Consider the following 23502-nt stretch of genomic DNA (forward strand, 5'->3'; position numbering starts at 1 on the left):
AGAAGGCATGAACATGTGGACCAAGGCGCTGGCGGCAGTGCTGGCAATGGCCTTGCTCGCCCCGGCATTGGCACAGGAAGAAGACGGCTATGACCTGTGGCTGCGTTACCGGCCCTTGCCGCAGGCCGGGCGCGACGACGTGCTGCGGCAGGCGCAGGCGATTGTCGCGCCGCGGTCGTCAGCGACGGTGCAGGCGGCGGTGACGGAGCTGCGGCGTGGCGTGCAGGGCATGACGGGCCAGGCGCCTGCCGATGCTGCGCAGCCGCGTGCCGGCGCCATCGTGCTGGGCACGGCGGCCACGCTGCCGCCGGCATTGCTGCCCGACGGTCTGGCTGCGCTGGGGCGCGAAGGCTACGCCGTGCGCCGCATGGAGTCTGGCGAGACGGTCATCGCGGCCAATACCGATATCGGCCTGCTGTACGGGGCGTTTGCGTGGCTGCGCGCGGCCAACACGGGCATGCCGCTGGACCGGCTTGACGAACGCAGCGCGCCGAAGCTGCAGCTGCGCGTGCTGAATCACTGGGATAACCTGGACCGCACCGTGGAGCGGGGCTATGCCGGCGAGTCGATCTGGAACTGGTGGGCGCTGCCGGACGTGCGCGACCGCCGCTATACGGACTATGCCCGGGCCAATGCCTCGCTGGGCATCAACGGCACAGTCCTCAACAACGTCAACTCGAAGCCCGAGATCCTGACGGCGCCCTGGATCGCCAAGGCGGCCGCGCTGGCCGACGTGCTGCGGCCATACGGCATTCGCGTCTATCTTTCCGCGCGCTTCTCGACACCGCTCGAGCTGAAGGAAACGGCGACGGCCGATCCGCTGGCGCCGGAGGTGGCGGCGTGGTGGGCGCGCAAGGCGGACGAAATCTACCGGGCGATTCCCGACTTCGGCGGCTTCCTGGTGAAGGCCAATTCGGAAGGCCAGCCGGGTCCGCAGGATTACCATCGCAGCCATGCGGACGGCGCCAACATGCTGGCGGCGGCCGTGGCGCCGCACGGCGGTGTCGTGATGTGGCGCGCGTTCGTGTATGCGGCCGAAAACCCGGCGGACCGGGCAAGGCAGGCGTACGACGAGTTCACGCCGCTGGACGGCAAGTTCGCGAAGAACGTGCTGGTGCAGGTGAAGAACGGCCCGATCGACTTTCAGCCGCGCGAGCCGTTCCATCCGCTGTTCGGGGCCATGCCGAAGACCCCGCTCGTGATGGAATTCCAGATCACCAAGGAGTACCTGGGCTACGCGACGCATCTGGCGTATCTGGGCACGATGTTCGAGGAGGCGCTGCGCAGCGACACGGCACGCGCACCGGGCGGGCTGACGGTGGCGCAGGTGGTGGAAGGGGCGCAAACGCCGGGCCGGCCGACCGGCATGGCCGGTGTCGCCAATATCGGCAGCGAGCGCACGTGGAGCGGCTCTCACTTCGACCAGGCCAACTGGTACGCGTATGGCCGGCTGGCCTGGAATCCGCAGGCGTCGAGCCGGGCGATCGCGCGCGAGTGGGCGGCGCAGACCTTTACCCGCGAGCCGCGTGCACTGGACGATATCGTCGGCATGATGTCGATGTCGCGCGAAGCGGTCGTCAATTACATGACGCCGCTGGGCCTGCACCACATCATGGGCACGGGCCACCATCATGGTCCGGCGCCATGGGTGGCGGAACTCGCGCGGCCGGACTGGAACCCCGTCTACTATCACAAGGCGGATCGCAACGGCATCGGCTTCGACCGCACGGCCAGGGGCAGCAACGCGCTGGCGCAGTATGCGCCAGCCATCGCGCGCCAGTACGGCGATCCGCGCACGACGCCGGAGCCGCTGCTGCTGTGGTTCCACCACCTGCCATGGGATTACGCGATGCCGTCGGGCCGGACGCTGTGGGCCGAGCTGGTGGCGCGTTACGATCTCGGCGTGACGCAGGCTCAGGCGCTGCGCACGCGCTGGGCCGCGCTGAAGCCGTTCGTCGACGCGCGCCGGCATGAGGACGTGGCGGCGCTGCTGGACGTGCAGGTGAAGGAAGCGCAGTGGTGGCGCGATGCGTGCGTCGCCTACTTTGCGTCCGTGTCGGGCCGGCCGCTGCCTGCCGGGACGAAGCGCCCGGCGCTGCCGCTGGAGCGCTACAAGGCTTTGCAGTTCCCCTATGCGCCGGGGCGCGGCTAGGGCGAGCCGGGAACCGCTGTGGTAAAGTCCGCGCATCGTGACAAATCGTCCATGACAAACAAGAATAGCAGCGACCCAGATGACTAAACCAAAGGCGCAACCGGAACCGGTCGACTTCAATCAGGACGCGGGCACGCCTCGCCCGAAAGGCCGCAGCGGCATGACGGACAAGCCGGGCGTACCGACGATGTCCGACGTCGCCAGGCTGGCCGGTGTCTCGCCGATGACGGTGTCGCGCGTGATGAACGGCGATCCGAACGTGCGCCAGAGCACTCGCCGCAAGGTGGACGATGCGGTGGCCGCATTGAACTACGTACCAAACCAGGCCGCGCGCCGGCTGGCCGGGGCGCGGCCCATCCGCGTGGGCTTCTTGTACAGTAATCCGAGCGCGGGCTATCTGTCCGAATTCCTCGTCGGCCTGCTCAATCAGGCCAGCATCCACAACGTGCAGCTGGTGGTAGAGAACTGCGAAGGCGAGCGCGCATGGGATGCGCAGACGCGACGGCTGATCGACAACGGCGTCGACGGCATCATCCTGCCGCCACCGCTATGCGACACCCCCGGCCTGATCGACCTGATCGACGCGGCCGGCATGCCGGCGGTGACGGTGGCGTGCGGCCAGCCGGACGAACGGGTTGGCGCCGTCAGCATCGACGACTACCAGGCCGCGTACGACATGACCTGCCACCTGATCGCGCTGGGCCACCACCGCATCGGCTTCATCATCGGCCACCCGAACCAGACGGCCAGCGGCCGGCGGCTGGCCGGCTTCAAGGCGGCCATCGCCGCGAAGGGTGTCGAAAGCGCGCCGGAGCTCTTGGTGCAGGGGATGTTCACGTACCGCTCCGGGCTGGACGCGGCTGAGATCCTGCTGGGACTGGAGCAGCGTCCCACGGCGGTCTTCGCCAGTAACGACGACATGGCGGCGGCAACCGTTGCCATCGCCCATCGGCTGGGCCTTGACGTGCCGGGCGACCTGACGGTCGCAGGCTTCGACGACACGGCACTGGCCACGACGATCTGGCCGGAGCTGACGACGGTGCGCCAGCCCATCACGCAGATGGCGGAAACGGCGGTGCAGTTCCTCGTCCGCCACATCCGCGCGCGCCGCGACGGCGCCGACGAAGGCCCGCAGCACCTGGTGATGGACTTCTCGCTGATCCGCCGCCAGTCCGACGCGGCGCCGCGCCGGCGGCCGAAGACATCGGGCAAGCGCTGAAAGGCTGACCCCGGCCCTGAACAATCGGTGCCAGGCTCCGATTAAAAAAACCGGTGACAGGCTCCGGTTTCCCGAAAACGGAGCCTGTCACCGGTTTTCTGATTACGCGGCCTTGCGCGGGGCTGTGGCGTGCACCGGCGCTGGCGCGGTCACGATCGTCACCGTGCACGTCGTGCCCGCGACCAGCGGGACGTCTTTCGGCAGCGTGTCGATGTGCACGCGCACCGGCACGCGTTGCGCAAGGCGGACCCAGTTGAACGTCGGGTTAACGTCGGCCAGCAGTTCGCGGCCGGTGCTGGCGTCGCGGTCGGTGATGCCGCGGGCGATGCTTTCGATATGGCCGCGCAGCGCCACGCCATCCATCAGTTGCACGTGCACCTGCGCGCCCGGCCTCAAGAGCGGCAGGCGCGTCTCCTCGAAGTAGCCCATCACGTAGAACGAGGCATTGTCGATCAGCGCCAGCTTGGCCGCGCCGACGGCGGCGAAGTCGCCCGTGTGCACGTGCAAGTTGGTGACGTAGCCCGTGACGGGGGCGCGCACGACGGTGCGTTCCAGGTTCAGTTGCGCCAGTTTCAGCGCGGCCTGCGCGGCGCGATATTGCGCGCTGGCCGTGCCCACGGCGTACTGCGCCGTCTCGCGGCTTTCAAGCGAGACGACGGCGTCGTCCAGCGCGGCCCGGCGTCTGGCCTCGCTGCTGCGGCGGCCCTTTTCGACAGCTTGCGCGGCCAGTGCCGCTTCGGCGGCGGCGACGGCGTTGCGATAGCGCTCGTCGTCGACGACGAACAGCACGTCGCCCTTGTTTACCAGCTGGTTGTCGTGCACGCGCACGTCCGTGACGACGCCGGCAACGTCGGCGCCGATCGTGACGACATCGGCCTTGACGCGGCCGTCGCGTGTCCATGGCGACTCCATGTAATGGTCCCACCCGGACTTGCCGGCCCACAAGGCGGCCCCCAGCAGCAGTAAGGTCAGCGCTAAACGAAACAGCTTGGCGACAATGTTCACGATTTATCTTGAGAGAAGTTGGAGGAAAAGGGTCAGCGGTACAGCCAGGCGGTCAGCCCGCCAAAAATGCAGACGAGGAGGCACAGCCGCGCCAGCGCGGGATGCCACAGCCGCCGGTAGACGCCGGCGTGGCTCAGCACCCAGTCCAGCGCGCCCTGCAGCAGCAGGCTGGCGAAGAAGACGGGCAGGATCGTGGGGATCAGGATGCCCAGGACGGACAGTTCACGCGGCATGCGGTGCTCCGGAAGATGCAACAGGTTCAGTGGTGGGCGCTGCCTGGTCGAGCAGCGACGTATAGATGGCATGCAGGTCCGCCAGTACCGTGTGCAGCCGTTCGGCGCGGACCGGGTCGCACGCGGGATCGGCCAGCCCCGCGCGAATGACGATGCCCGCATCGAGCAGCGCCGCCACGGCGTCGGCATTGGTTCCGGTGACGGGTGCGCGCAGGTATGCGGCCAGCCGGCGCAGCACGGTTTGCAGCGCGTCCCGCACGGCGCCGTCGCGCGAGGCCGCCAGCAGCGTACGCAGCTCGATGACGGCGTGGCCCAGCTCCAGCAACGTCAGGCCTTCGCGCACGACGGCTCGCGTCGCCACGGGCGGCGTGGGGCCTGCCGCCGCGTTGAGCTGGCTGAGGAGGTCGCGCACGCGGTTGTCGAAGCGGTGGCGCAGCTTGCGCCCGTCGCCCGCGAGGCGCTGGCGGCACGCATTGAGCGCCTCGCGCCACAGCGCGGCACGCACGTGGTCGCGGTTGCCCATCGTATGCTCGGGCAGCACCACGGTGAAGATCGCATAGGCCAGCACCACGCCGGCCATCTGCGCCAGCATGCCGTTGGCCACGCCGGCCGCGTCGTAGTGCATCAGGTTGACGGGCGCGACGAACTGGCTCGAGAACATCGCCATGCCAATGCCGATACCGGCCCGCTTCGGGTCCGTCATCAGCCACAGGGCCAATGCAAACAGCGGCAGGGCGGCCAGCACCAGCATCGGAAAACCGCTGGCGCGGATCACCAGCAGGAACTCGGTGGCGAGCGTCAGCGGGGTGGCGATCAGGAAGCCCGTCAGCACCTGTTTTACCATCGCGGTGGGGCGGGGCGAGCTGGAGGCAAGGGCGCAGAACACGGTCGTCATCACCAGCGACATCGCCAGCTGGCCCCACGCCAGCCAGTACCACAAGGTCGCGGCGCCCAGCAGCGCCAGCGCGGCGCGCACGCCGCTGGCCAGCACGATGCCGGGAGGCGTCTTCGGTGTGTAGGCCTGCGGTTCGCTGACCTGCAGGCGCTTTTGCTGCGTCAGGCCGTGGTAGATCGCGGCAAACGCCGCCAGGTGGCCGGCAAAGCGCTCGGCCAGCTCGATGGCCGTCTCGCCGTCGATGATGGCGGCGCGGGTCTGTCCGGGCGCCTGCGCCAGCGCTGCCAGTGCCGCCCGCGCGGCGGCGGCGGGTTGCGCCAGCGCCGCCGGAAGTTCCTCCAGGTTCCCGCCGCGCGGGTCGGCCAGCGCGCCAGCCAGCAGTGCATGCAGCGGCGCGACCAGCGCATGGACGGGCGAAGTGGCATTGGCCCGATGCAGCAGGCGATGCAGCGTGTAGAACGTCGTCAGCGCCGTCATGAACGCACCGTTGAAGGCGTGCAGCCGGCGCGTGTGGCTGCGCGCGTGGCCTGTCTCGAAGAACGCGGCGGCGCGGCCCGATTCGAGCGCCGCGATGTCGGCCGCATAGCGCAGGTGGGTCAGTTCGGTCTGTTCCGGCGACAGCCGCTGCTCCAGCACCTGGCGGCAGAAGGCGAGGAAGCCTTCGTAGCGCGTCTGCACCGTGCGCTGCACCTGCCGGCCATGGGCACGCGGGAACAGCACGTCGTGCACGATGGCCGCGACGATGACGCCCAGCCCCACTTCGGTGGCGCGCGTGACGGCGGCGGCAAACACGCCGGACGGATTGTCCAGCGCCGGCACGGCGATCATGCAGGCCGTGTAGCCGGCCAGCACGAAACTGTAGGACTGCTGGTTGCGGTGCATCGCGGCGCCGGCCGTGCACAGGCCCACCCAGACGGCCAGGCCGACGAGCAGCACCGGAGCCTGCTGGGGAAAGAGGGCAATCAGGACCAGGGCGGCGCTGCAGCCGACGACGGTGCCGAGCAGGCGGTAGAACGCCTTTTCCAGCACCATGCCGGATGAGGGCAGGGCCAGGATGAACGTTGTCGTCATCGCCGTGCCGGGCGAATCGAGGCCGAGGCGGAACGCCATCCACAACGCCAGAAAGGCGGCAAACGCACTGCGGCCGACAAAGATCAGCCGTTCGCCATCGGTGGCAGCCCAGCCACGCAACTGGGCGGCAACCCAGGCGGCTGGAGCGGTTGGTGTGACAGTGGGCGGGGCCATGTTCTTTTCTCGCGGCCCCTGCGGGCCTTATATATTGTCCAGATTTCCAAGCTGACGCTGGAACAGCTGCTCCTGCGCCCGGATGTCCTCGACGGTGAAGCCGTCATAGGCGCGCGTCGTGCGTTCCCATACTTCCGGCATCACCTGCTCGATCAGCTGGCGTCCCGCATCGGTCAGCGAGATCATCACGCAGCGGCGGTCGCCGGGGCGGTTGCCGCGCGTGACCAGCCCTTGCGACTCCAGGTCGTTGCAGACCCGGGTCAGATTCGCCGGCTTTTCCATGCAGGCTTCGCCCAGCGTGGACGCGGTGGATGTCTCGTTTTCCGAACCGTACAGCACAGCCAGCACCATGTAGCTGGCGTCCACCAGGTCGTATTTGCGCAGGACGGCGTTCGACAGGTCCTTCATCCGCTTCTGCACGTGATACGTCATGCGCATCAGGCGCATCAGGTCTTCCGGAAACGCGGGGATGCGGGAACGGATGTTTTTAAGGCGCTTGTTGGTGGCGTCAAAACTGCTCATCTACGCACTCCTGTGCAGGGCTGGTCTAAAACCCTGATTGTACAAGGGGGTTGCACTAGGGGAAATGAATTTCCATTCCTCCCCAAGTGCCGTCATCAGGCTGGCGTAGTTGTCGAGCCGCTCGCTGGCCACGCGCAACAGCTGGTCCTGTTCGGCCAGCAACGTCAATTTCGCCTGCAATACCCCGAGATAGTCGGTAACACCTGCCTTATAAGCCTGCTCGGCCAGCCCTTCGGCGCGTTTCGCGGTCGCCAAGGCACGCTCCGCAAGCGCTTTTTGTTGTTGCGCAGACTGTATCTTTGCTACCACATTGGCAACATCCGTCAGCGCCGAAATCACCGTGGCGTTGTACTGCTCCACCGCCACATCGTAGGCTGCCGTACGCGCGCCGAGTTGACCGCGCAGGCGTCCGCCTTCGAAAATCGGCAGCGTCACGGCCGGCGTCACGCCCATGGTGCGTGCCGACGCTTCGAACAGCCGCGAGAAGCCGAACGACTGCAGTCCGGCAAACGCCACCAGGTTGATGTTCGGATAGAACGCGGCCCTGGCGGCATCGATCTCGCTGCCGGCCGCTTCCACGCGCCAGCGCTGCGCGGCGATATCGGGGCGGCGGCCCACCAGCTCGGCCGGCAGCGCGCTGGGCAGGCCCACGCGCTTGTCCGCTTCCGATAAGGCCGGCATTGGCCGGGCGATCGCATCGCCGTCGCCCGGTCCCTTGCCGATCAGTGCCGCCAGCTGGTTGCGCAGCAGGGCGATCGATTCACCGATCTGCTCGTGCTCGCGCCGGCCAGCCGGCAGTGTCGTTTCGATGGCGGCCACGTCGAGCTCGCCCGTCAGTCCCGCCTGGTGCCGCTTGCGGGCAATCTCCAGAATGCGCTGGCGTTGTGCGAGGCTTTCCGCCACGCTGTCCTGCAACGCATAGCGGTACCACAGCTGCACGTAATTGCGTACGATGGCCGTCTGCAGGGCCAGCCGGGCCATCTGTTCCTCCGCGGCGGCCACGTGCGTCTCGTCGACGGCGGCGGCCAGCAGGTCGTGCTGGCGGCCCCAGACGTCGAGGTCGTACGAACCCGTCATCGTGGCCGAGTTGTACCACTGCCAGCTGCCGGCCAGCGGGGCGGGCGCGGAACCGTGCGTAGGAAACAATTCGCGGGTGCTGGAAGCGCTGCCGTCCACTTTGGGCAACGTGCCGGCGCGGGCCACACCGGCCAGCGCTTCGGCTTGCCGCACCCGGGCCTGCGCCACCTTCAGCGTGGGGTTGTCGGCCAGCGCGGCCGCCATCAGCCGGTCGAGCTGCGGGTCACCAAAGGCCTGCCACCATGCTTCGCGGGGCCACTGGGCCGCCGGGCTGGCGGACGCCTTGATCGCGGCGCCGGCGGCCAAGTCGGCCGGGCGCATCGCGTGCGACTGCGGTGCGACGTGGCCCATGTCGGCGCAGCCGGCCAGGAGCAGCGCGGCCGCAACGACGGCCAGGCGAGCGCGCAGGAGTGGCACGGCGCGCACGGATTACTGAGCGATCTGCTTGCGGGTTTGCGCAACGTCCATGTCGGCTTCCGTCTCGATCAGCGTGCCGTTGCGGCGCGCTTCGACCGCCTGGGCGCGCACCTCGGCACGGGTCAGCGGATGGGCCGCAGGCGCGGCCTTGGCGGTTGCCAGGGCTGCGGCCACAGGTACGGAGGCCGAAGCGGCCTCGTTACCGTTCGCTTCGGCGCCAAATGCGGCACCGGCGGTGGCAAGCGCGAGGGCGGCGGCAATATAGTAAGCGGTTTTCATGATGACTCCCAAAGATGGATGGTATGGCACCTACTATATCGCTGAATAATACATTTGTGAAATAGGAAGTTTAAATAAGTGCTAGAAAGAAATCCTATGGGCACGGGTGCGACGTCGATCGGGCGGGTTTGTTAAAGTATTTGCAATGCCGCGACCGCGGCAACGCAACGAAGCAATAAGGAGCCCATCATGAGCGGTACGAGCACACTTGATCCAGACAACTTCCCCCAGGCACCTGACCGCGTCCTCGGCCGTGGCCATGGCACCGGCGCCCTCGGCCCCAGCGATACGTCCGATTCCGGCAGCGACGTGCAGGGCGGCTCCGGCCTGGCCCAGCAGATCGAAGATACAAACCTGGACGGCGGCACCAACGAAGACGTCGACCTGGGGACGGCGCACGGCACGGCCGGGCCCGACGTGGGTGACGCCGACCTGGACAGCGATTCCGACGCGGGCGGCACGGGCGAGCGCGCCACTGCCGGCCGCGACACCACGTCGCCGGATGGCGCCGACATCAATGTCGATCACATCGAAACCATTCCGCTGACCGGCGAGAATGGCCTGGACGACGAGGACGAGGACGACGTGGAGCGGGGCGCCTGAGGCGTACCGGCGTAAAAAAAGCGCGACTTCGGTCGCGCTTTTTTTTTCGGCGGCGGCGGTGTCAGGCCGCCTTGGCGTCCGCTTTCACGACCGGCCGCGCAAACTCGAAGCGGCGGATCTCGCCGACCAGGAACAGGTAGCACAGCACGGTGGCCAGCGCATTGGCGCCGACGAACACGAGGGCGCCGTAGAACGAGCCCGTGGCCGACAGGATGTAGCCGATCACGATCGGCGTCGTGATACCGGCAACGTTGCCGAAGGTATTGAACAGCGCGCCGCTCATGCCGCCGGCCTGGCTGGGCGACGTGTCGCCCACGACAGCCCAGCCCAGTGCGCCGATGCCCTTGCCGAAGAACGCCAGCGCCATCACGGCGACCACGACGGCATCGCTCTCCACGTAATTACACAGGATCATGGTGGTGGCCAGCAGCATGCCGCCAATGATGGGCGTCTTGCGCGCCGTCGACGTGCTGTACCCCGCCTTGATCATCCGGTCCGAGATCACGCCGCCCAGCACGCCGCCGAGGAAGCCGGCAATGGCGGGCAATGCCGCGATGAACCCGGCCTTCAGGATCGTCATGTGGCGTTCCTTGACGAGGTAGACGGGGAACCACGTCAGGAAGAAATACGTCAGCGTATTGATGCAGTACTGGCCGATATAAATCCCCAGCAGCATGCGGCTCGACAGCAACTGGCGGATGCACGACCACGTGTCGATGGCCTGCTTTTTGGCGCCGGTCGTTTCCAGGTCGATCAGCGCGCCGCCGTGTTCGATCTGCTTCAGTTCGGCCGCGTTGACTCTCGGGTGGCTGCGCGGGCCGTGGATGACTTTCAGCCAGACCAGCGCCATGACGATACCGAGTCCTCCCATGACAAAGAACACGCTCTCCCAGCCGAAGCTGTGCACCAGCCAACCCATCAGTGGGGCGAACAGCACGGTGGCGAAGTACTGCGCCGAATTGAAGATGGCGGCCGCCGTGCCGCGCTCGGCGGTGGGAAACCACGATGTCGTCAGCCGGCTGTTACCGGGGAACGAAGGTGCTTCGGCCGCGCCCACCAGCAGGCGCAGGCCGAACAGCACTGCCACGGCCGTAGCGCCGCTGAAAAAGCCGACCCAGCCCTGGAACAGCGTGAAGACGGACCACAGGAAAATGCTGAAGAAATAGGTAATGCGCGTACCGAAACGGTCCAGCAGCCAGCCGCCGGGCAGCTGTGCCAGCACGTACGACCAGGCAAACGCGGAGAACACGAAGCCCATCTGCACCGGCGACAGGTCCAGCACCTTGCTGAGTTCGGGGCCGGCAATCGAGATGGTCGCGCGGTCGGCGTAGTTGACCGTGGTAACGAGGAAGAGCATCGCCAGGATGGTCCAGCGTACCCGCGTGGGCCGGTCGGTGAGAAACTGTGCTGCCATGGAGCCTCCGTAAGTATCGGCGTCTTGCGCACCGTCTGTAGTTGTCAGTCGTCGTACAACTAGTATAAGCAGTCGGGCTTGGGGATGGCAAGAGGTTTACTTGCGAACCGTTCAAAGGTGAAGAGTATGGGTGGGGCGAGGGCGCCGGAGCGGTGACGCTGCCGGAAGCTGCGCCGATCTTCGGGCTAAGCGCTGCCGAACGCTGTATCACTTGCCGCCAGGTCGCGGACGGACCGCAGCGTGTGGCCGACATCACGTCGGCCCAACAGCGAAGAGCCGGATCGTGCCCGGCGGGCGTAGCAGGCAATTCAAGGAGCAAAGCTCCTTGCCTGGGGAGCAGTGACGGCATGCGTGCCGTCGCTCCTCTCTGACCCCAGTTCATGGTGCGGGTCTGAGAAACGGCCTGCGGCTCGCCTTGCGTCTTGACTCAGCGCGATCGGAGCCTGTCCCCAGGGGCGCAGACGGCTGTGGCGGAGCTTCCTGTGCCCGCAGCGCGGACGGCGTCGGGTGAGCTGCCAGCGCGGGCGATCAAGCGGCTGCCGGCCGATTGACAGGCTGACCGGGGCCGATGTAAACGTCGGGAACCAACGGCGCCGGCCGAGCTGCCGTTGCCTGGCTCCGACGTGCCCGCCTGCCCGTTCGTAGCGCGGCAGGGGGCTCGCATGCTACATACGGGCACAGCCAGCTTCCCCGGCGCCTGGAAACCCCGGGAAACCTGCCAGTGCCAGCGGCTCAGTCCTCAGCGAGCGAGCGGACCATCAGCCCAGCGGCCCCACCCCTTCATTCGTGACAGTGGTGGTGCCCGGCCGCGACAGCATCCAGGCCGCCACCAGCGCGCCACCACCCAGCAGGGCCAGCTTCAGTGGCTTGTAGCGCAGGGTGGCTTGCGTGTAGGGCGACGTTTCGGACACATTGCCCATGCCCTCGCGCTGGCGCAGCTCTTTCGAGTTGTCGGGCGAATGCAGCGCATCCTTGCGGCCCCAGCGCGACGGCTTCTCGGTGCGCTGCTGGTTCCACATCGTCGTTTCGCCCATCTTGTCGAACAGGCGTGGCAGGTGGAAGCCGCCGACGGAGTTCAGTTTCGACGCGCCGCCCACGTGCACGTCGCGTTTTGGATACTGGGCCGCGTGCAGGATGGCCTCGGCCACCAGTTCGGGGGCGTAGATCGGCGGCGGCAGCTTCGGTTCGACGTCCATGTAGTTCTTGGCGTGCACGGCAAACATCGTGTCGATAGCTGCCGGTTTGATCAAGGTGACGGAAACCTGCGCGCCTTCTTTTTCCAGCTCCATGCGCAGGCTGTCCGTGAAGCCCTTGACCGCATGCTTCGACGCCGAATACATGCCCTGCAGCGGTACCGACACGTCGGACAATTCGCTGCCCAGGTTGATCAGCGCGCCGCCGCGCTTCTTCATGTGCTTGACCGCTTCCAGCGAGCCGTTGACGACGCCCCAGAAATTGGTCTGGAACAGACGGTGGCTGTCTTCCTCGGACACTTCCTCCAGCCGCCCGAAGATCGAGATGCCGGCGTTGTTGATCCACGTGTCGATGCGGCCGAAGCGCGCCACGGCCGCCTTGGCCAGCGCCGCCACTTCTTCCTTGCTGCCTACGTCGGTGGGGACGACCAGCGCCTCCGTGCCGAACGTCTGCAGCTCGCTCTCCAGGCGCTGCAGCGCATCCTCGGCACGTGCGGCCAGCACAAGTTTTGCGCCTTGCGCCGCCGCCATCCGCGCCGTCGTCAGGCCGATGCCGCTGGTTGCGCCCGTGATCACGATGACCTGGTCCGATAGTTTTTTCAAACGCATGCGGGACTCCTTCTGTATTCATGGTTAGCCGATTGGTGCGCTTCATGGTACAGACAGCGCCGCTCGCGCGGCGTACGGTTCTTCCCGTCAACAGATTGGCGGCTGCACGGCATGCGCCGTCGCCATCACCTCCGCCACCCAGTCGGCGAACACGCGCACGCGTGGCGACAGCTGGCGCTGGTGCGGGTACAGCACCGTGACCGGCAGCGGAGGCGGTGGATGCTGCGGCAGCACCTCGCACAGCCGGCCCGACTGCAGCAGGGCATGCACGCGGTAGCGGGGCAGCTGCGCCAGTCCCATATCGCCCACGCAGCAGGCCGCATACGCCTCGCCTTCGCTGACGCTGACCTTGCCGGGCAACGACAGCGAGCGCAGCGTGCCTTCCACCATGAACTCGAACGGCAGCATGCGCGCACTGGACGACGAGTACCAGTTGACGGCCTGGTGCCCGCGCAGCTCGTCCAGCGTGGCCGGCATGCTGTGCCGCGCCAGGTAGGCGGCGCTGGCGCACGTGACTTGCGGCAGGGTGGCGACGCGCCGTCCCACCATGCTGGAGTCGCGCAGTTCGCCCACCCGCAGCACGCAGTCGACGCCTTCGGCCACCAGGTCGACGTGGCGGTCGCCCAGCCCGATCTCCAGTTCGATGTCGGGATAGCGGGAAAAAAACTCGTGCAGGCGCGGCAGCACGAAGACGCGGCCCAGGGTCGGCAGGTCGATGCGCAGCCTGCCCTTGGGCGCCACGCCGCTGTGGCCGAAGCCTGCTTCCGTTTCCTCGACGTCGGCCAGGATGCGCAGGCAGCGGCCGTAGTACGCCTGGCCGTCCGACGTGGGCGTGACCTTGCGCGTGGTCCGGTGCAGCAGGCGCACGCCCAACCGTGCCTCCAGCTGGCGAATGGCGTGGGTGGCCGTGGCGGCGGGCAGCTTCAGGTCGTCGGCCGCCTTGCTGAAGTTGCCCAGCTCGACGATCCGGGTGAACAGGCGCATCGCATCGAAACGGTCCATGGCGGTCGGATTATTGATGAAGATTGCATAGTGTAGCCAAGCGAACCGTATTTATTCAATCCAACGAGGGCGCGATACTGTTCCCGTCCACTCAACCAAGGAGCCATCATGCAGACCAAGACCAACCAGCCCGTCGCTATCATCACCGGCGCTTCGCGAGGCATCGGCGCCGCCATTGCCCGGCGTCTGGCCGAAGACGGCTATGCCGTCGTCGTCAATTACGCCGGGCGTGCCGTTGATGCGCAAGAGGTCGTCGCCGCCATTGCCGCTGCGGGCGGCAACGCGTTTGCCGCGCAGGCCGATGTGGCCGACGGCGCCGCCGTCGCGCGCCTGTTTGACGCCGCCATCGAGCGCTACGGCCGCGTCGATGTACTGGTCAACAATGCCGGCGTGATGCCGCCGGCGCTGCCCCACCTCGTCGACACGGACGATGCCGCGTTCGACTCGATCGTGGGCGTCAACCTGAAGGGCACGTTCAACACGCTGCGCGCCGCGGCCAGCCGGATGGCGCAGGGAGGACGCATCGTCAACCTGTCCAGCAGCCTCGTGGGACTGGCCATGCCGGGCTATGCCGTGTATGCCGCCACCAAGGCGGGCGTGGAAATGATGACGAACATCCTGGCGAAGGAATTGCGCGGCAAGGAGATCCGCGTCAACGCCGTGGCGCCGGGCCCGACGGCAACGGAGCTGTTCCTGGACGGTAAAACCGACGAGCAGGTGCAGCGCCTGGCAAAAATGCCGCCGCTGGAACGCCTGGGCCAGCCGGACGATATCGCCGCCGCCGTCGCGTTCCTGGCGCAGCCGGGCGGTTGGGTCAATGGGCAGACGTTGCGGGCGAATGGGGGGATTGTCTGATATCTGGAGCGCTGGGGAGAAAATAATAGTAGTGCGTGACAATCTGTGAGAAATGCGCCTTTCCCCGTCGGTTAATATAACATTTTTATAATAGTTTACTTTGAAACGATGATACGAACTCTACATGCACGCACCGCTCTGGCGGCGACTATCGCTTTGATCTGGACCGGATCGTCGCTGGCGCAAATGCCGGCTGCGGTGCGCGACGAGCACCCGCGCGTGCTGGCGACGCAGGCTGACCTGGACCGGATCCGCCAGGAGGCGGCCATCGGGCCGCTGACGTTGCCAGCCAAGAAGGGCAAGCTGGTCTTTACGCTAAATCCGAAGGCGCGAGGGAGCAACGACCTCGCGACGGCAGATGTTTTCGGGCAGGAAGCCGGCACGGGTGATCGCTTTTATATGCGTTACAGTAACCAGACTGCCCCGGCGGGGACGATCGCGGTGCAAGTGGTCGGTGTCAGCGGTGGCAGCACAGCATTCCTCACTTATCTCTTTCCCACTGTCGGGGCCGATAACAAGATCGTGTTCGAATACGATAGCGACCGCCAGTATGCGGCCGTTGGCCTCAACACGAACAATCCGACGCCCCTGACGTGGAAAACGGCCAGTTGGTCGCCCGCCGGCCAGCAGTTCGCGTTCTTCGGTAATCAGGGCGATCGGATCACGGATCTGAAGCTGTTCGACAACGATACCGAAGTATGGCGCGACGATGAGGTTGACCTCGAGCTGCACCGCTCATGGCGCGGCTTCCTGACCAACGCGACTTATACTGCCGACGTGCTTGCCGCGTGCACCATCACGACGGCGGTCGGTAACGGGAAGGGTTGCGACCGCAATGCGGGCGGGCGCTCCGTCATCATCGAAGCAGCGCAACGCCTGACCATGGCGTATCGGATGACGCGTCGCGAGGCGTTTCTTGCCGCCGCCCGTAAGCATATTAACTATATCCTGCAGGTGACCAACGGCCAGGAGACCGTCACCACGGTCAAGGACGGTGTCACGACGACGAAAACAGTGCCCACCATTACCAAGGGCGGCGAATGGGATACGGCCGCGCGGGTAGGCGCGCTGGGGCTGTATTACGACTGGCTGCATGACGAGCTCGGCGAGGACGAACGGAAAGCGATCGCGACGGCGATCCGCGCGACCATCGCGGCAAAAAACCCGATTTCTCCGAACGACGATCTGGTCTATTCGGTGTGCGGTTTCAACCAGACCGTGGTGACCGGGTCCGGCAGCTTCGATTGCCAATACAAGCCAACGCTGACCGTCGTGGACGGCTACAAACGGACCATCGCGGACACCTATATCAGCGGTCATACGCAGGCGGCCAATGCGGGCGTGGCAATGGGCCTGCTGGCCATCGGTACCAAGGCCGACGGCAATGCCGATGTCAAGCCGATGCTCGATACCGTCTACGATCACTATGCCAAGGGATTCTGGCCGGCGCGGGACTTTTATGGCATCGACGGCGGGAGCCACACGCTGTTCGCCTATGCGGTCTCGGGCGGCAACGACACTGCCGAGCGGCTGACGGTATGGAAGCGCGCCATGGTGGCACTCGATGACCCGGCGACGGGACCAACCCAGCAGGTGTTGCCACTGTTGATCTACCCTTATATCTACGGACTGCGTGGCGATGGTACTTACCCCGCGCGCAGCGACTATTTCGCTACCGATGCGGGAAGCCCCGGCGAGATGGCGGCGGCGGCCGTCGCCGCCGCCGGCGATCCGCAGGCAGCTTATTTCTACCAGCAATATTCCATACCGAATCGTAATCGGCTGAAGCCGAAGGAGCGGATGGATCCAGGCATGTTCTGGGAACGGATGCTGTATCCGTCCGCCGGCGTGACGCCGCTGCCGTTGAAAGACCTGCCTTTGTCCCGTTACTTCCGCAATGCCGGTAATGTGCTGATGCGCGACACCTGGGACTTTGCCGATGCGACACTGCTGGAGTTCAAGTCGTCGTCGTTCATTACCGTCAACCACCATCACATGGACCAGAACAGCTACTCGCTGTACTACAAGGCGCCGCTGCTGCTGGACTCCGGCATGTACGACCGCTACGGCAGCAATCACTGGCACAACTACTACATCCGTTCGATCGCGCACAATACCATCACCGTGTTTGATCCGACGGAAACGTACAGTCTCGGCAAGACCAAGGAACTTTCCGTCGATGGCGGCCAGTGGCCAGGCCCGGAACGCGAGGGCAACCCGGAACTGCGCGACATCCAGCTTGGCGGCAAGTACGCTCTCGACGGCGTTACCGCCTTCGAGGAGGGCGGCGATTACTCGTACGTGGCGGCCAACGCCAGCAAGGCCTACGTCAATGCCAAGCTTGACAGTAGTGCGGGCTTCTTGCGCAGCACCGTCTATTTGCGTCCGCGCAACACGGGCGAGAAGCCGAAGGTCCTGGTATTCGACAGTGTCCGGCCAATCAAAGATGACCTTGAGATTACCTCGCTGCTGCACAGCGCAAACAAGCCGACCAGCACGATCGCGCCAACGGCAACGGAGCCCGGCCGCTACCAGTTCAATTTCCTGAACGGTGTCGCCGAACCACTGACGATCCGCAACCTGGATGGCATGGTCACTGTTCAGACGGTGTTGCCGGCCCAGGCGAACGTGCTCATCTCCGGCGGCAAGGGCGAGGGGGCAAAGTGCGCCCAGGCCACCGATCCGTTCTTCCAAAAAACGCGCCAGGATGACACCGATTGCCGCTTCCTGGTCCGCAAAAAGACCGCTACCGGTTATCAATGGCAGAACTTTGCCGTCATCGAAAAGGCAGATAATATCCCGATGGATGGTGATGGGGTCAATCCGATTACCGACATGGGCGCTTGGCGCGTCGAGATCTCGCCGAAGGTTAAGCCGGCCAAAGGCTCGACTCAGTACTTCCTGAACGTGCTGCACGTGGCCGACAACGACAAGCTCGAGCGCGCGGCCAACATCGAGGCGGCGACATTGCTGTCGGCCGAGGACAATACCGTCGCGGTGGCGCTGGTAGACGGCCGTAACTTCGTCTTCAATGGCGGCCCGGTGCCGGCGACCACGGTGAAGTGGAAGCGTGGTGCCAGCAGCACGGCGCCCACTCTGGTGTTCGGCCTGGTTCCAGATACGCGCTACGCGTTGGCGCAACCTGGCACGGACGGCAAGTTCGTGCTCACGCAGAGCACAGGCGGTGCTTATCAAAGCTCCGCGAACGGTGTGCTGGAGCTGAACCGGCAGTAATCATGCCGGATGCGCAGGGGCCGGTTCGAATGGCCCCTGCGGCGTCGGCGCAGTCGTCAGGACTGGCTGCCCGACGACCCCGCCCACAGATTCAGATGTCCCTCCTGGGCCTGCGCGTCGATGGCGCGCAGCTCCTCGTCCGTGAACGCCAGGTTGGCCAGTGCGCCGATGTTCTCGCGGATCTGCGCGCTGCTCGACGCCCCGATCAGGGTGGACGTGATGCGCGGATCGCGCAGCACCCAGGCCAGCGCCATCTGCGGCAGCGACTGGCCGCGTGCCGCGGCGATGTCGTTCAATGCCCGCACGCGTGCCAGGTTTTCCGCCGACAGGTGCGACTCCTGCAGCGAGCTGCCGCCGGGCCGGTTGATGCGCGCGTCCGGCGGGATGCCGTTCAGGTATTTGTCCGTCAGGATGCCCTGCGCCAGCGCCGTGAAGGTGATGCAGCCGATGCCCTGCTGGCCCAGCGCGTCCAACAAGCCTTCCTTCTCGATCCAGCGGTTCAGCATGTTGTACGACGGCTGGTGGATCAGGCACGGCACCTTCCAGTCGGCCAGCAGGCGCTGCGCCTCGACCGTCTTCTCCGCCGAATACGACGAGATGCCGACATATAGCGCCTTGCCCTGGTGGACCGCGTGGGCGAGGGCACCCATCGTTTCTTCCAGCGGCGTTTCCGGATCGAAGCGGTGCGAGTAGAAGATGTCGACGTAGTCCAGTCCCATGCGTTTCAGGCTCTGGTCCAGACTGGCCAGCACGTACTTGCGCGAGCCGCCGCCCTGGCCGTACGGGCCGGGCCACATGTCCCAGCCCGCCTTCGTCGAAATGATCAACTCGTCGCGGTAGGGTCGGAAGTCGTCGCGGAACAGGCGGCCGAAGTTGGTCTCGGCGCTGCCGTACGGCGGGCCATAGTTGTTGGCCAGGTCGAAGTGCGTGATGCCGTGGTCGAATGCGGTGCGCAGCATGTCGCGCTGGGTGGACAGCGCCGTCGTGTCGCCGAAATTGTGCCACAGGCCCAGCGACATCAGTGGTAGCTTCAGGCCGCTGTTGCCGCAGGCGCGGTAGGGCATCGTTTCGTAGCGGTGGCGGGATGCGGTGTAGGTCATGGCGTCTCCATCGATGTGGGAGGCTTATTATCGGCCAAAGCAAAAAAGCTCGCCGGGGCGAGCTTTTCAATGGGACAGCGAAAACCGGTGACTGTCACCGGTTTTCCAGTCGTCAGGCGAACTGCTTGTTGACGAATTCCCAGTTGACCAGGTTCCAGAACGTCTCGACGTATTTTGGACGGGCGTTGCGGTAGTCGACGTAGTAGGCGTGTTCCCAGACGTCGCAGGTCAGCAGTGGCTTGTCGGCGGTGGTCAGCGGGGTTTGCGCGTTCGACGTGTTGACGATGTCGACGGTGCCGTCGGCCTTCTTCACCAGCCAGGTCCAGCCGGAACCGAAGTTGCCGACGCAGGACTTGCTGAACTCTTCCTTGAACTTGTCGAACGAACCCCACTTGGCGTTGATCGCGTCGGCCACGGCGCCGGTGGCTGCGCCGCCCGCGTTCGGTGCCATGCAGTTCCAGTAGAACGTGTGGTTCCACACCTGCGCGGAGTTGTTGAAGACGCCGCCGGACGATTTCTGGATGATCTCTTCCAGGGACATGTTCTCGAACTCGGTACCCTTGATCAGGTTGTTCAGGTTCGTGACGTAGGCCTGGTGGTGCTTGCCGTAGTGGTACTCCAGCGTTTCCTTGGAAATGTGCGGCTGCAGGGCATCCATCGCGTACGGCAGGGGCGGCAGGGTATGTTCCATATTTCTTCCTTTTTGGTTGAGACACAAGTGTGTTTGCCAGATCGACCACTATTGTAATGCGTAGTCCGCGCGGGTGTTGAAATCCCCTCCAAAACGTGTGGGCACGGGTCTCTGGCTCAGGGATCTGTCCCGGTAAGCGTTGACTTCAACGGGAATCGCCGGCGCATCGAGGGGACTGACCCCGGTTTTTACGCCGAAGCGACGCTGGCCGGCGGACCTACTCCAAGCCCACCTGCACAGTCCCAACCTCCACCACCGCACTCCCTTCGGCCAGCCGCACCTTCAATGCGCTGCGCGGCTGGATCTCGCGCGGCGAGCGCAGGATCGCCCCTTTCGCATCCGTGACGATGGCATACCCGCGCTCGAGCGTGCGTTGGGGATTGAGCATTTCGAGCTGCGCAGCCAGCGCGTTCAGCGCCTCGCGCCTGTGCGCCAGCTGCGTATCGATATTGATGGCGCAGCGGTGCTGCAGCGCCGCCAGCCGGGCCCGCACGGCGCGCGTGTCGGGACGGCGCGCGGCCAGGCGTCCCGCCACCTTGTCCAGCGCATGGCGCGACGCGCTCAAAGGCGCACGCGTCGCATGCATCATGGCCGTGGACAGCGCCAGCAGTTGCAGGCGCTGCTGGCGGATGCGCGCCGTGGGGCTGAGCAGGCGGCGGGCGTGATAGTCCAGCGTCTGCCCGGCGTTGTCCAGCGTGCGGCGCATGGCACGGCGCAGGTCCGTGGCGTCGGCCCTCAGCGATGCCAGCCAGTCGCCGCGTGGCGTGGCCGCCAGTTCGGCGGCGGCCGTGGGCGTGGCCGCGCGCAGGTCGGCCGCGAAATCGGCGATGGTGAAATCGGTCTCGTGGCCCACGCCGGAAATGACCGGCATGCGGCAATTGGCGATCGCGTACGCCACCGCTTCCTCGTTGAAGCACCACAGGTCCTCGATGCTGCCGCCGCCGCGGCAGACGATCAGCACGTCGCACTCGGCTCGCATTGATGCCGTGTCGATGGCATCGGCGATCTGCGCGGCGGCCAGCTGGCCCTGCACCAGCGTCGGGTACAGCACGACGCGCACGTGCGGCGCGCGCCGGCGCAGCGCCGTCAGCACGTCGCGCAGCGCGGCTGCCTGCGGGCTGGTGACGATGCCGACGGTGCGCGGGAACAGGGGCAGGGGGCGCTTGCGGGCCTCGTCGAACAGGCCCGCCGCCGTCAGCTTTTCCTTCAGCCGCATGAACGCTTCGAACAGCGCGCCCACGCCTGCGCGGCGGATGGCTTCCACGTTGATCTGGTAATCCCCGCGCGGGCCGTACAGCGTGACCAGGGCACGCACCTCCACCTTGTCGCCCTCGCGCGGCACGAAGCCGGCATATTGGGCACGGCCACGGAACATCACCGCACGCACCTGGGCGCCGTCGTCCTTCAACGTGAAATACCAGTGGCCGGAACTGGCGCGCGTGAAGTTGGAAATCTCGCCGGCGATCCACGTCAACGGGAACGAGCGCTCCAGCAGCCGGCCGACGGCCTGGTTCAGCGCGCTGACGGTGATGACGGCAGGTTGTTCGAAGGCGGGATCGGGCGGTGTCATGGGCGTATCGGAGGTTCGTATTGCTATCGGTTGAGTCGTGCTATCCACACAGTCGTGGGGCGGTCATGCTTATGTCATATCTCGCGTTCGATCGCAAGGAGTTTTTGTAAACCCCTGATTTTTAAGCGTAAACCAAAGTGCCACATTCGCGTGCAGTGTAAGAATTCTCTTACAGATCAAGGATTTGGCTACCCGGGCGGGGTGTTACGCACAAAGATATCCACAGAAATTGTGAGCAAAAGTGGATAAGCCGGCGGGAAGTGCCAAAAAATGCCGCAAGGATACAATGTTCTTTTAAATCAACAGGTTGGCAGTGTCGCTGGTACCTTCCCCACAATATTATCCACAGAAGCTGTGCAGAAATGCTGGCGATAAACTAACGGGCACCATCTTTCGAGGATCAGATCACTCCCGCGCAGCCTGCCTAAAAATTGAGCGGCACAAATTTATCGTTATGAATCAAGGGACTTAGGAGATGTCAGCGCGCTTGCGCACAATATTGTCCACAGTTTTTGTGCAGAAGCGCTTAACTGCAAGCGCCGTGCGCGGGAAAGGGGCAATTTCCTGCGTTTGCGTAGTTTTTGTGCGGAAGAAAATTTTTGATTGAAATCAACGAGTTAGTCGATGCTAGCGACCATTGCCAACAGTCTTATCAACAGTTTGTGTGCAGAACACTCTGGTCGTCGGTTAATGCGCTTTACCCCGGCTGCAAGGAAATTGCGCAGCGGGAAAATAGTCTTCCTGTTCAATAGGTTAGAGTGTTTCGACAGGCCTTGCTAACAATATTGTCCACAGAAAATGTGCAGAAGGAGCTTGTCTGCCCTCACCGCGCCGCTGCCGCAAATTTATGCAGTCAAAGTTAGTTGAGTAAAATCAATGGGTTGAGCGGCAATCCTGGCGTTTCGCACAATCTTTTCCACAGAATTTGTGAAGAAGGGGCTTGTTTGTGTGAAAGCAGCCGCGGAGCAATGCAACGCATGCGCATCCGTGACAGTTTTTGTGCCTGACCCCGATGTTGTCGGCGGCGAGGTCTCAGCTGGCGCATCGTTTTGCTGCCGGCGCGCACTTGCCGAGTGCCGTCCAACACGCTACATTGCGCGTCTGGCCCACCGCTTGCCTACTTATCCGAGGAGTTTGTTTTGCTCGCCATCTTTCAAGCCGCAGGCTGGCCGATCTGGCTGCTGCTGATCGCTTCCATTGTCGCCACCGCCCTCATCGTCGAGCGGCTGATGTCGCTGCGCCGTGCGCGCATCCTGCCACCCAGCACGTTTGACGACGTCGTGCGCATCTACCGCAGCGGTACCGTCACGCCCGACATCATCGCCAAGCTGGAAAGCAGTTCGCCGCTGGGCATGGTGCTGTCGGCCGCGCTGAAGAACATCGACGCCCCACGCGACGTGATGAAGGAGTCGATCGAGGAGGCGGGCAGCGGTGTCGCGCATACGCTGGAGCGCTTCCTGACGACACTGGGCACGATCGCCACGCTGGCGCCGCTGATGGGCCTGTTCGGCACCGTCGTCGGCATGATCGAGATCTTCGGCGCGCAAAATCCCACCGGCGCCAATCCCGCGCAACTGGCACACGGCATCTCCGTCGCGCTGTACAACACGGGCTTCGGCCTGGCCATCGCGATGCCGACCCTGGTGTTCTACCGCCACTTCCGTGCCCTCGTCGATGGCTTCGTGATCCAGATGGAGCAGCAGGCCGTGCGCTTTGTCGACGTCGTGCACAATTCGAGGAAGTAAGCCGTGAACTTCCGCAAAGGCCAACGCCGCGAGGATCCGGAGATCAACCTGATTCCGTTCATCGACGTGCTGCTCGTGATCCTGATCTTCCTGATGGTGACGACGACCTACAGCAAATTCACCGAGCTGCAGATCACGCTGCCGACGGCGGATGCGGAAAAGGCCGTGGAACAGCCGAACCAGATCGACGTGACCGTCGATGCGAAAGGCCACTACACGATCAACGGCGCTCCCGTGTCGTTCCGTGACGTACCCGGGCTGGCGCAGGCAATGAAGGCCGCTGCCAAGGGCGGAGCCAATCCGGTCGTCGTCGTCAATGCCGACCAGTTCGCGATGCACCAGATGGTCGTCAACGTCATGGAGGCCGCGCGCATCGCCGGCTTCGATCGCCTGACGTTCGCGGCGCAGAGCGGCAGTGCCAGGTAAGGCCGACCGCGAACGC

Annotated in this window: 19 protein-coding genes; 7 read left to right on the forward strand and 12 right to left on the reverse strand. The window is 65.1% G+C overall.

Annotated features, from left to right (window positions below; genetic code table 11):
* The first annotated feature begins 7 nt into the window (after positions 1–7).
* Both E1742_RS23145 and E1742_RS23150 read left to right on the forward strand, forming a co-directional pair.
* The gene (locus tag E1742_RS23145) at positions 8–2152 is read left to right on the forward strand and encodes an alpha-glucuronidase family glycosyl hydrolase (RefSeq protein WP_206076701.1); all 2145 of its coding nucleotides are present in this window, start codon (positions 8–10) and stop codon (positions 2150–2152) included.
* Between the two features lie 79 nt (positions 2153–2231).
* Positions 2232–3371 carry a LacI family DNA-binding transcriptional regulator gene (locus E1742_RS23150; RefSeq protein ID WP_307721894.1) on the forward strand — a complete coding sequence of 380 codons (1140 nt, stop codon included), beginning with the start codon at positions 2232–2234 and terminating at the stop codon, positions 3369–3371.
* Between the two features lie 102 nt (positions 3372–3473).
* Here the strand turns inward: E1742_RS23150 and E1742_RS23155 are convergent, their stop codons facing one another.
* The 6 genes from E1742_RS23155 to E1742_RS26460 are packed head-to-tail and all read right to left on the reverse strand — an operon-like array spanning position 3474 to position 9044.
* Positions 3474–4370 (reverse strand): efflux RND transporter periplasmic adaptor subunit, encoded by an 897-nt coding sequence (locus tag E1742_RS23155; protein WP_229466878.1) that lies wholly within the window; start codon positions 4368–4370, stop codon positions 3474–3476.
* A gap of 38 nt (positions 4371–4408) precedes the next feature.
* Positions 4409–4609 carry a DUF1656 domain-containing protein gene (locus E1742_RS23160; RefSeq protein ID WP_134387441.1) on the reverse strand — a complete coding sequence of 67 codons (201 nt, stop codon included), beginning with the start codon at positions 4607–4609 and terminating at the stop codon, positions 4409–4411.
* Positions 4599–6749: an FUSC family protein gene (locus E1742_RS23165; RefSeq protein WP_134387442.1), complete on the reverse strand. Its 2151-nt coding sequence runs from the start codon at positions 6747–6749 to the stop codon at positions 4599–4601. The genes E1742_RS23160 and E1742_RS23165 overlap by 11 nt, the downstream gene beginning before the upstream one ends.
* A gap of 27 nt (positions 6750–6776) precedes the next feature.
* Positions 6777–7271 carry a MarR family winged helix-turn-helix transcriptional regulator gene (locus E1742_RS23170; RefSeq protein ID WP_134387443.1) on the reverse strand — a complete coding sequence of 165 codons (495 nt, stop codon included), beginning with the start codon at positions 7269–7271 and terminating at the stop codon, positions 6777–6779.
* On the reverse strand, positions 7272–8774 hold the full coding sequence (locus E1742_RS23175) for an efflux transporter outer membrane subunit (protein ID WP_229466264.1): 1503 nt from the start codon (positions 8772–8774) through the stop codon (positions 7272–7274).
* A gap of 3 nt (positions 8775–8777) precedes the next feature.
* Positions 8778–9044, reverse strand: a complete 267-nt coding sequence (locus tag E1742_RS26460) for a DUF4148 domain-containing protein (RefSeq protein WP_134387444.1) — start codon at positions 9042–9044, stop codon at positions 8778–8780.
* 189 nt (positions 9045–9233) lie between these two features.
* Here E1742_RS26460 and E1742_RS23185 point away from each other — a divergent pair, with 189 nt between their 5' ends.
* Positions 9234–9647, forward strand: coding sequence for a hypothetical protein (locus E1742_RS23185; protein WP_134387445.1), 414 nt, complete (start codon positions 9234–9236; stop codon positions 9645–9647).
* A 61-nt stretch (positions 9648–9708) separates the two neighbouring features.
* Here E1742_RS23185 and E1742_RS23190 read toward each other — a convergent pair whose 3' ends face one another.
* The 3 genes from E1742_RS23190 to E1742_RS23200 form a co-directional block, all read right to left on the reverse strand.
* Positions 9709–11061, reverse strand: a complete 1353-nt coding sequence (locus E1742_RS23190; RefSeq protein ID WP_134387446.1) for an MFS transporter — start codon at positions 11059–11061, stop codon at positions 9709–9711.
* Positions 11062–11819: 758 nt separating this feature from the next.
* The gene (locus tag E1742_RS23195; RefSeq protein WP_134387447.1) at positions 11820–12863 is read right to left on the reverse strand and encodes an SDR family oxidoreductase; all 1044 of its coding nucleotides are present in this window, start codon (positions 12861–12863) and stop codon (positions 11820–11822) included.
* An 87-nt stretch (positions 12864–12950) separates the two neighbouring features.
* On the reverse strand, positions 12951–13865 hold the full coding sequence (locus tag E1742_RS23200) for a LysR family transcriptional regulator (RefSeq protein ID WP_134387448.1): 915 nt from the start codon (positions 13863–13865) through the stop codon (positions 12951–12953).
* Positions 13866–13973: 108 nt separating this feature from the next.
* On the opposite strand from E1742_RS23200, the gene E1742_RS23205 reads away from it, so the two are divergent.
* Together E1742_RS23205 and E1742_RS23210 are read left to right on the forward strand one after the other, a co-directional pair.
* A complete protein-coding gene (locus tag E1742_RS23205; protein ID WP_134387449.1) occupies positions 13974–14720 on the forward strand; it encodes an SDR family oxidoreductase in 747 nt (248 codons plus the stop codon).
* 156 nt (positions 14721–14876) lie between these two features.
* Positions 14877–17954: a heparinase II/III domain-containing protein gene (locus E1742_RS23210; RefSeq protein ID WP_206076702.1), complete on the forward strand. Its 3078-nt coding sequence runs from the start codon at positions 14877–14879 to the stop codon at positions 17952–17954.
* Between the two features lie 56 nt (positions 17955–18010).
* On the opposite strand, the gene mgrA is transcribed toward E1742_RS23210, so the two are convergent.
* The 3 genes from mgrA to xseA all read right to left on the reverse strand — a co-directional run bounded on the left by mgrA (position 18011) and on the right by xseA (position 21315).
* Entirely contained in the window at positions 18011–19054 is a 1044-nt protein-coding gene (gene mgrA, locus E1742_RS23215) for an L-glyceraldehyde 3-phosphate reductase (protein WP_134387451.1), read from the reverse strand.
* A 112-nt stretch (positions 19055–19166) separates the two neighbouring features.
* On the reverse strand, positions 19167–19745 hold the full coding sequence (gene sodB / locus E1742_RS23220) for a superoxide dismutase [Fe] (protein ID WP_134387452.1): 579 nt from the start codon (positions 19743–19745) through the stop codon (positions 19167–19169).
* 217 nt (positions 19746–19962) lie between these two features.
* Positions 19963–21315 carry an exodeoxyribonuclease VII large subunit gene (xseA, locus tag E1742_RS23225; RefSeq protein WP_134387453.1) on the reverse strand — a complete coding sequence of 451 codons (1353 nt, stop codon included), beginning with the start codon at positions 21313–21315 and terminating at the stop codon, positions 19963–19965.
* Positions 21316–22454: 1139 nt separating this feature from the next.
* Between xseA and E1742_RS23230 the strand changes: the two genes are divergently transcribed.
* Positions 22455–23060 (forward strand): MotA/TolQ/ExbB proton channel family protein, encoded by a 606-nt coding sequence (locus E1742_RS23230; protein ID WP_134387454.1) that lies wholly within the window; start codon positions 22455–22457, stop codon positions 23058–23060.
* A 3-nt stretch (positions 23061–23063) separates the two neighbouring features.
* Complete coding sequence (locus E1742_RS23235) at positions 23064–23486, forward strand: ExbD/TolR family protein (RefSeq protein WP_134387455.1); 423 nt, start codon at positions 23064–23066, stop codon at positions 23484–23486.
* Positions 23487–23502: the final 16 nt, after the last annotated feature.

It is taken from the genome of Pseudoduganella plicata (assembly GCF_004421005.1).
Lineage (GTDB): Bacteria > Pseudomonadota > Gammaproteobacteria > Burkholderiales > Burkholderiaceae_D > Rugamonas > Rugamonas plicata.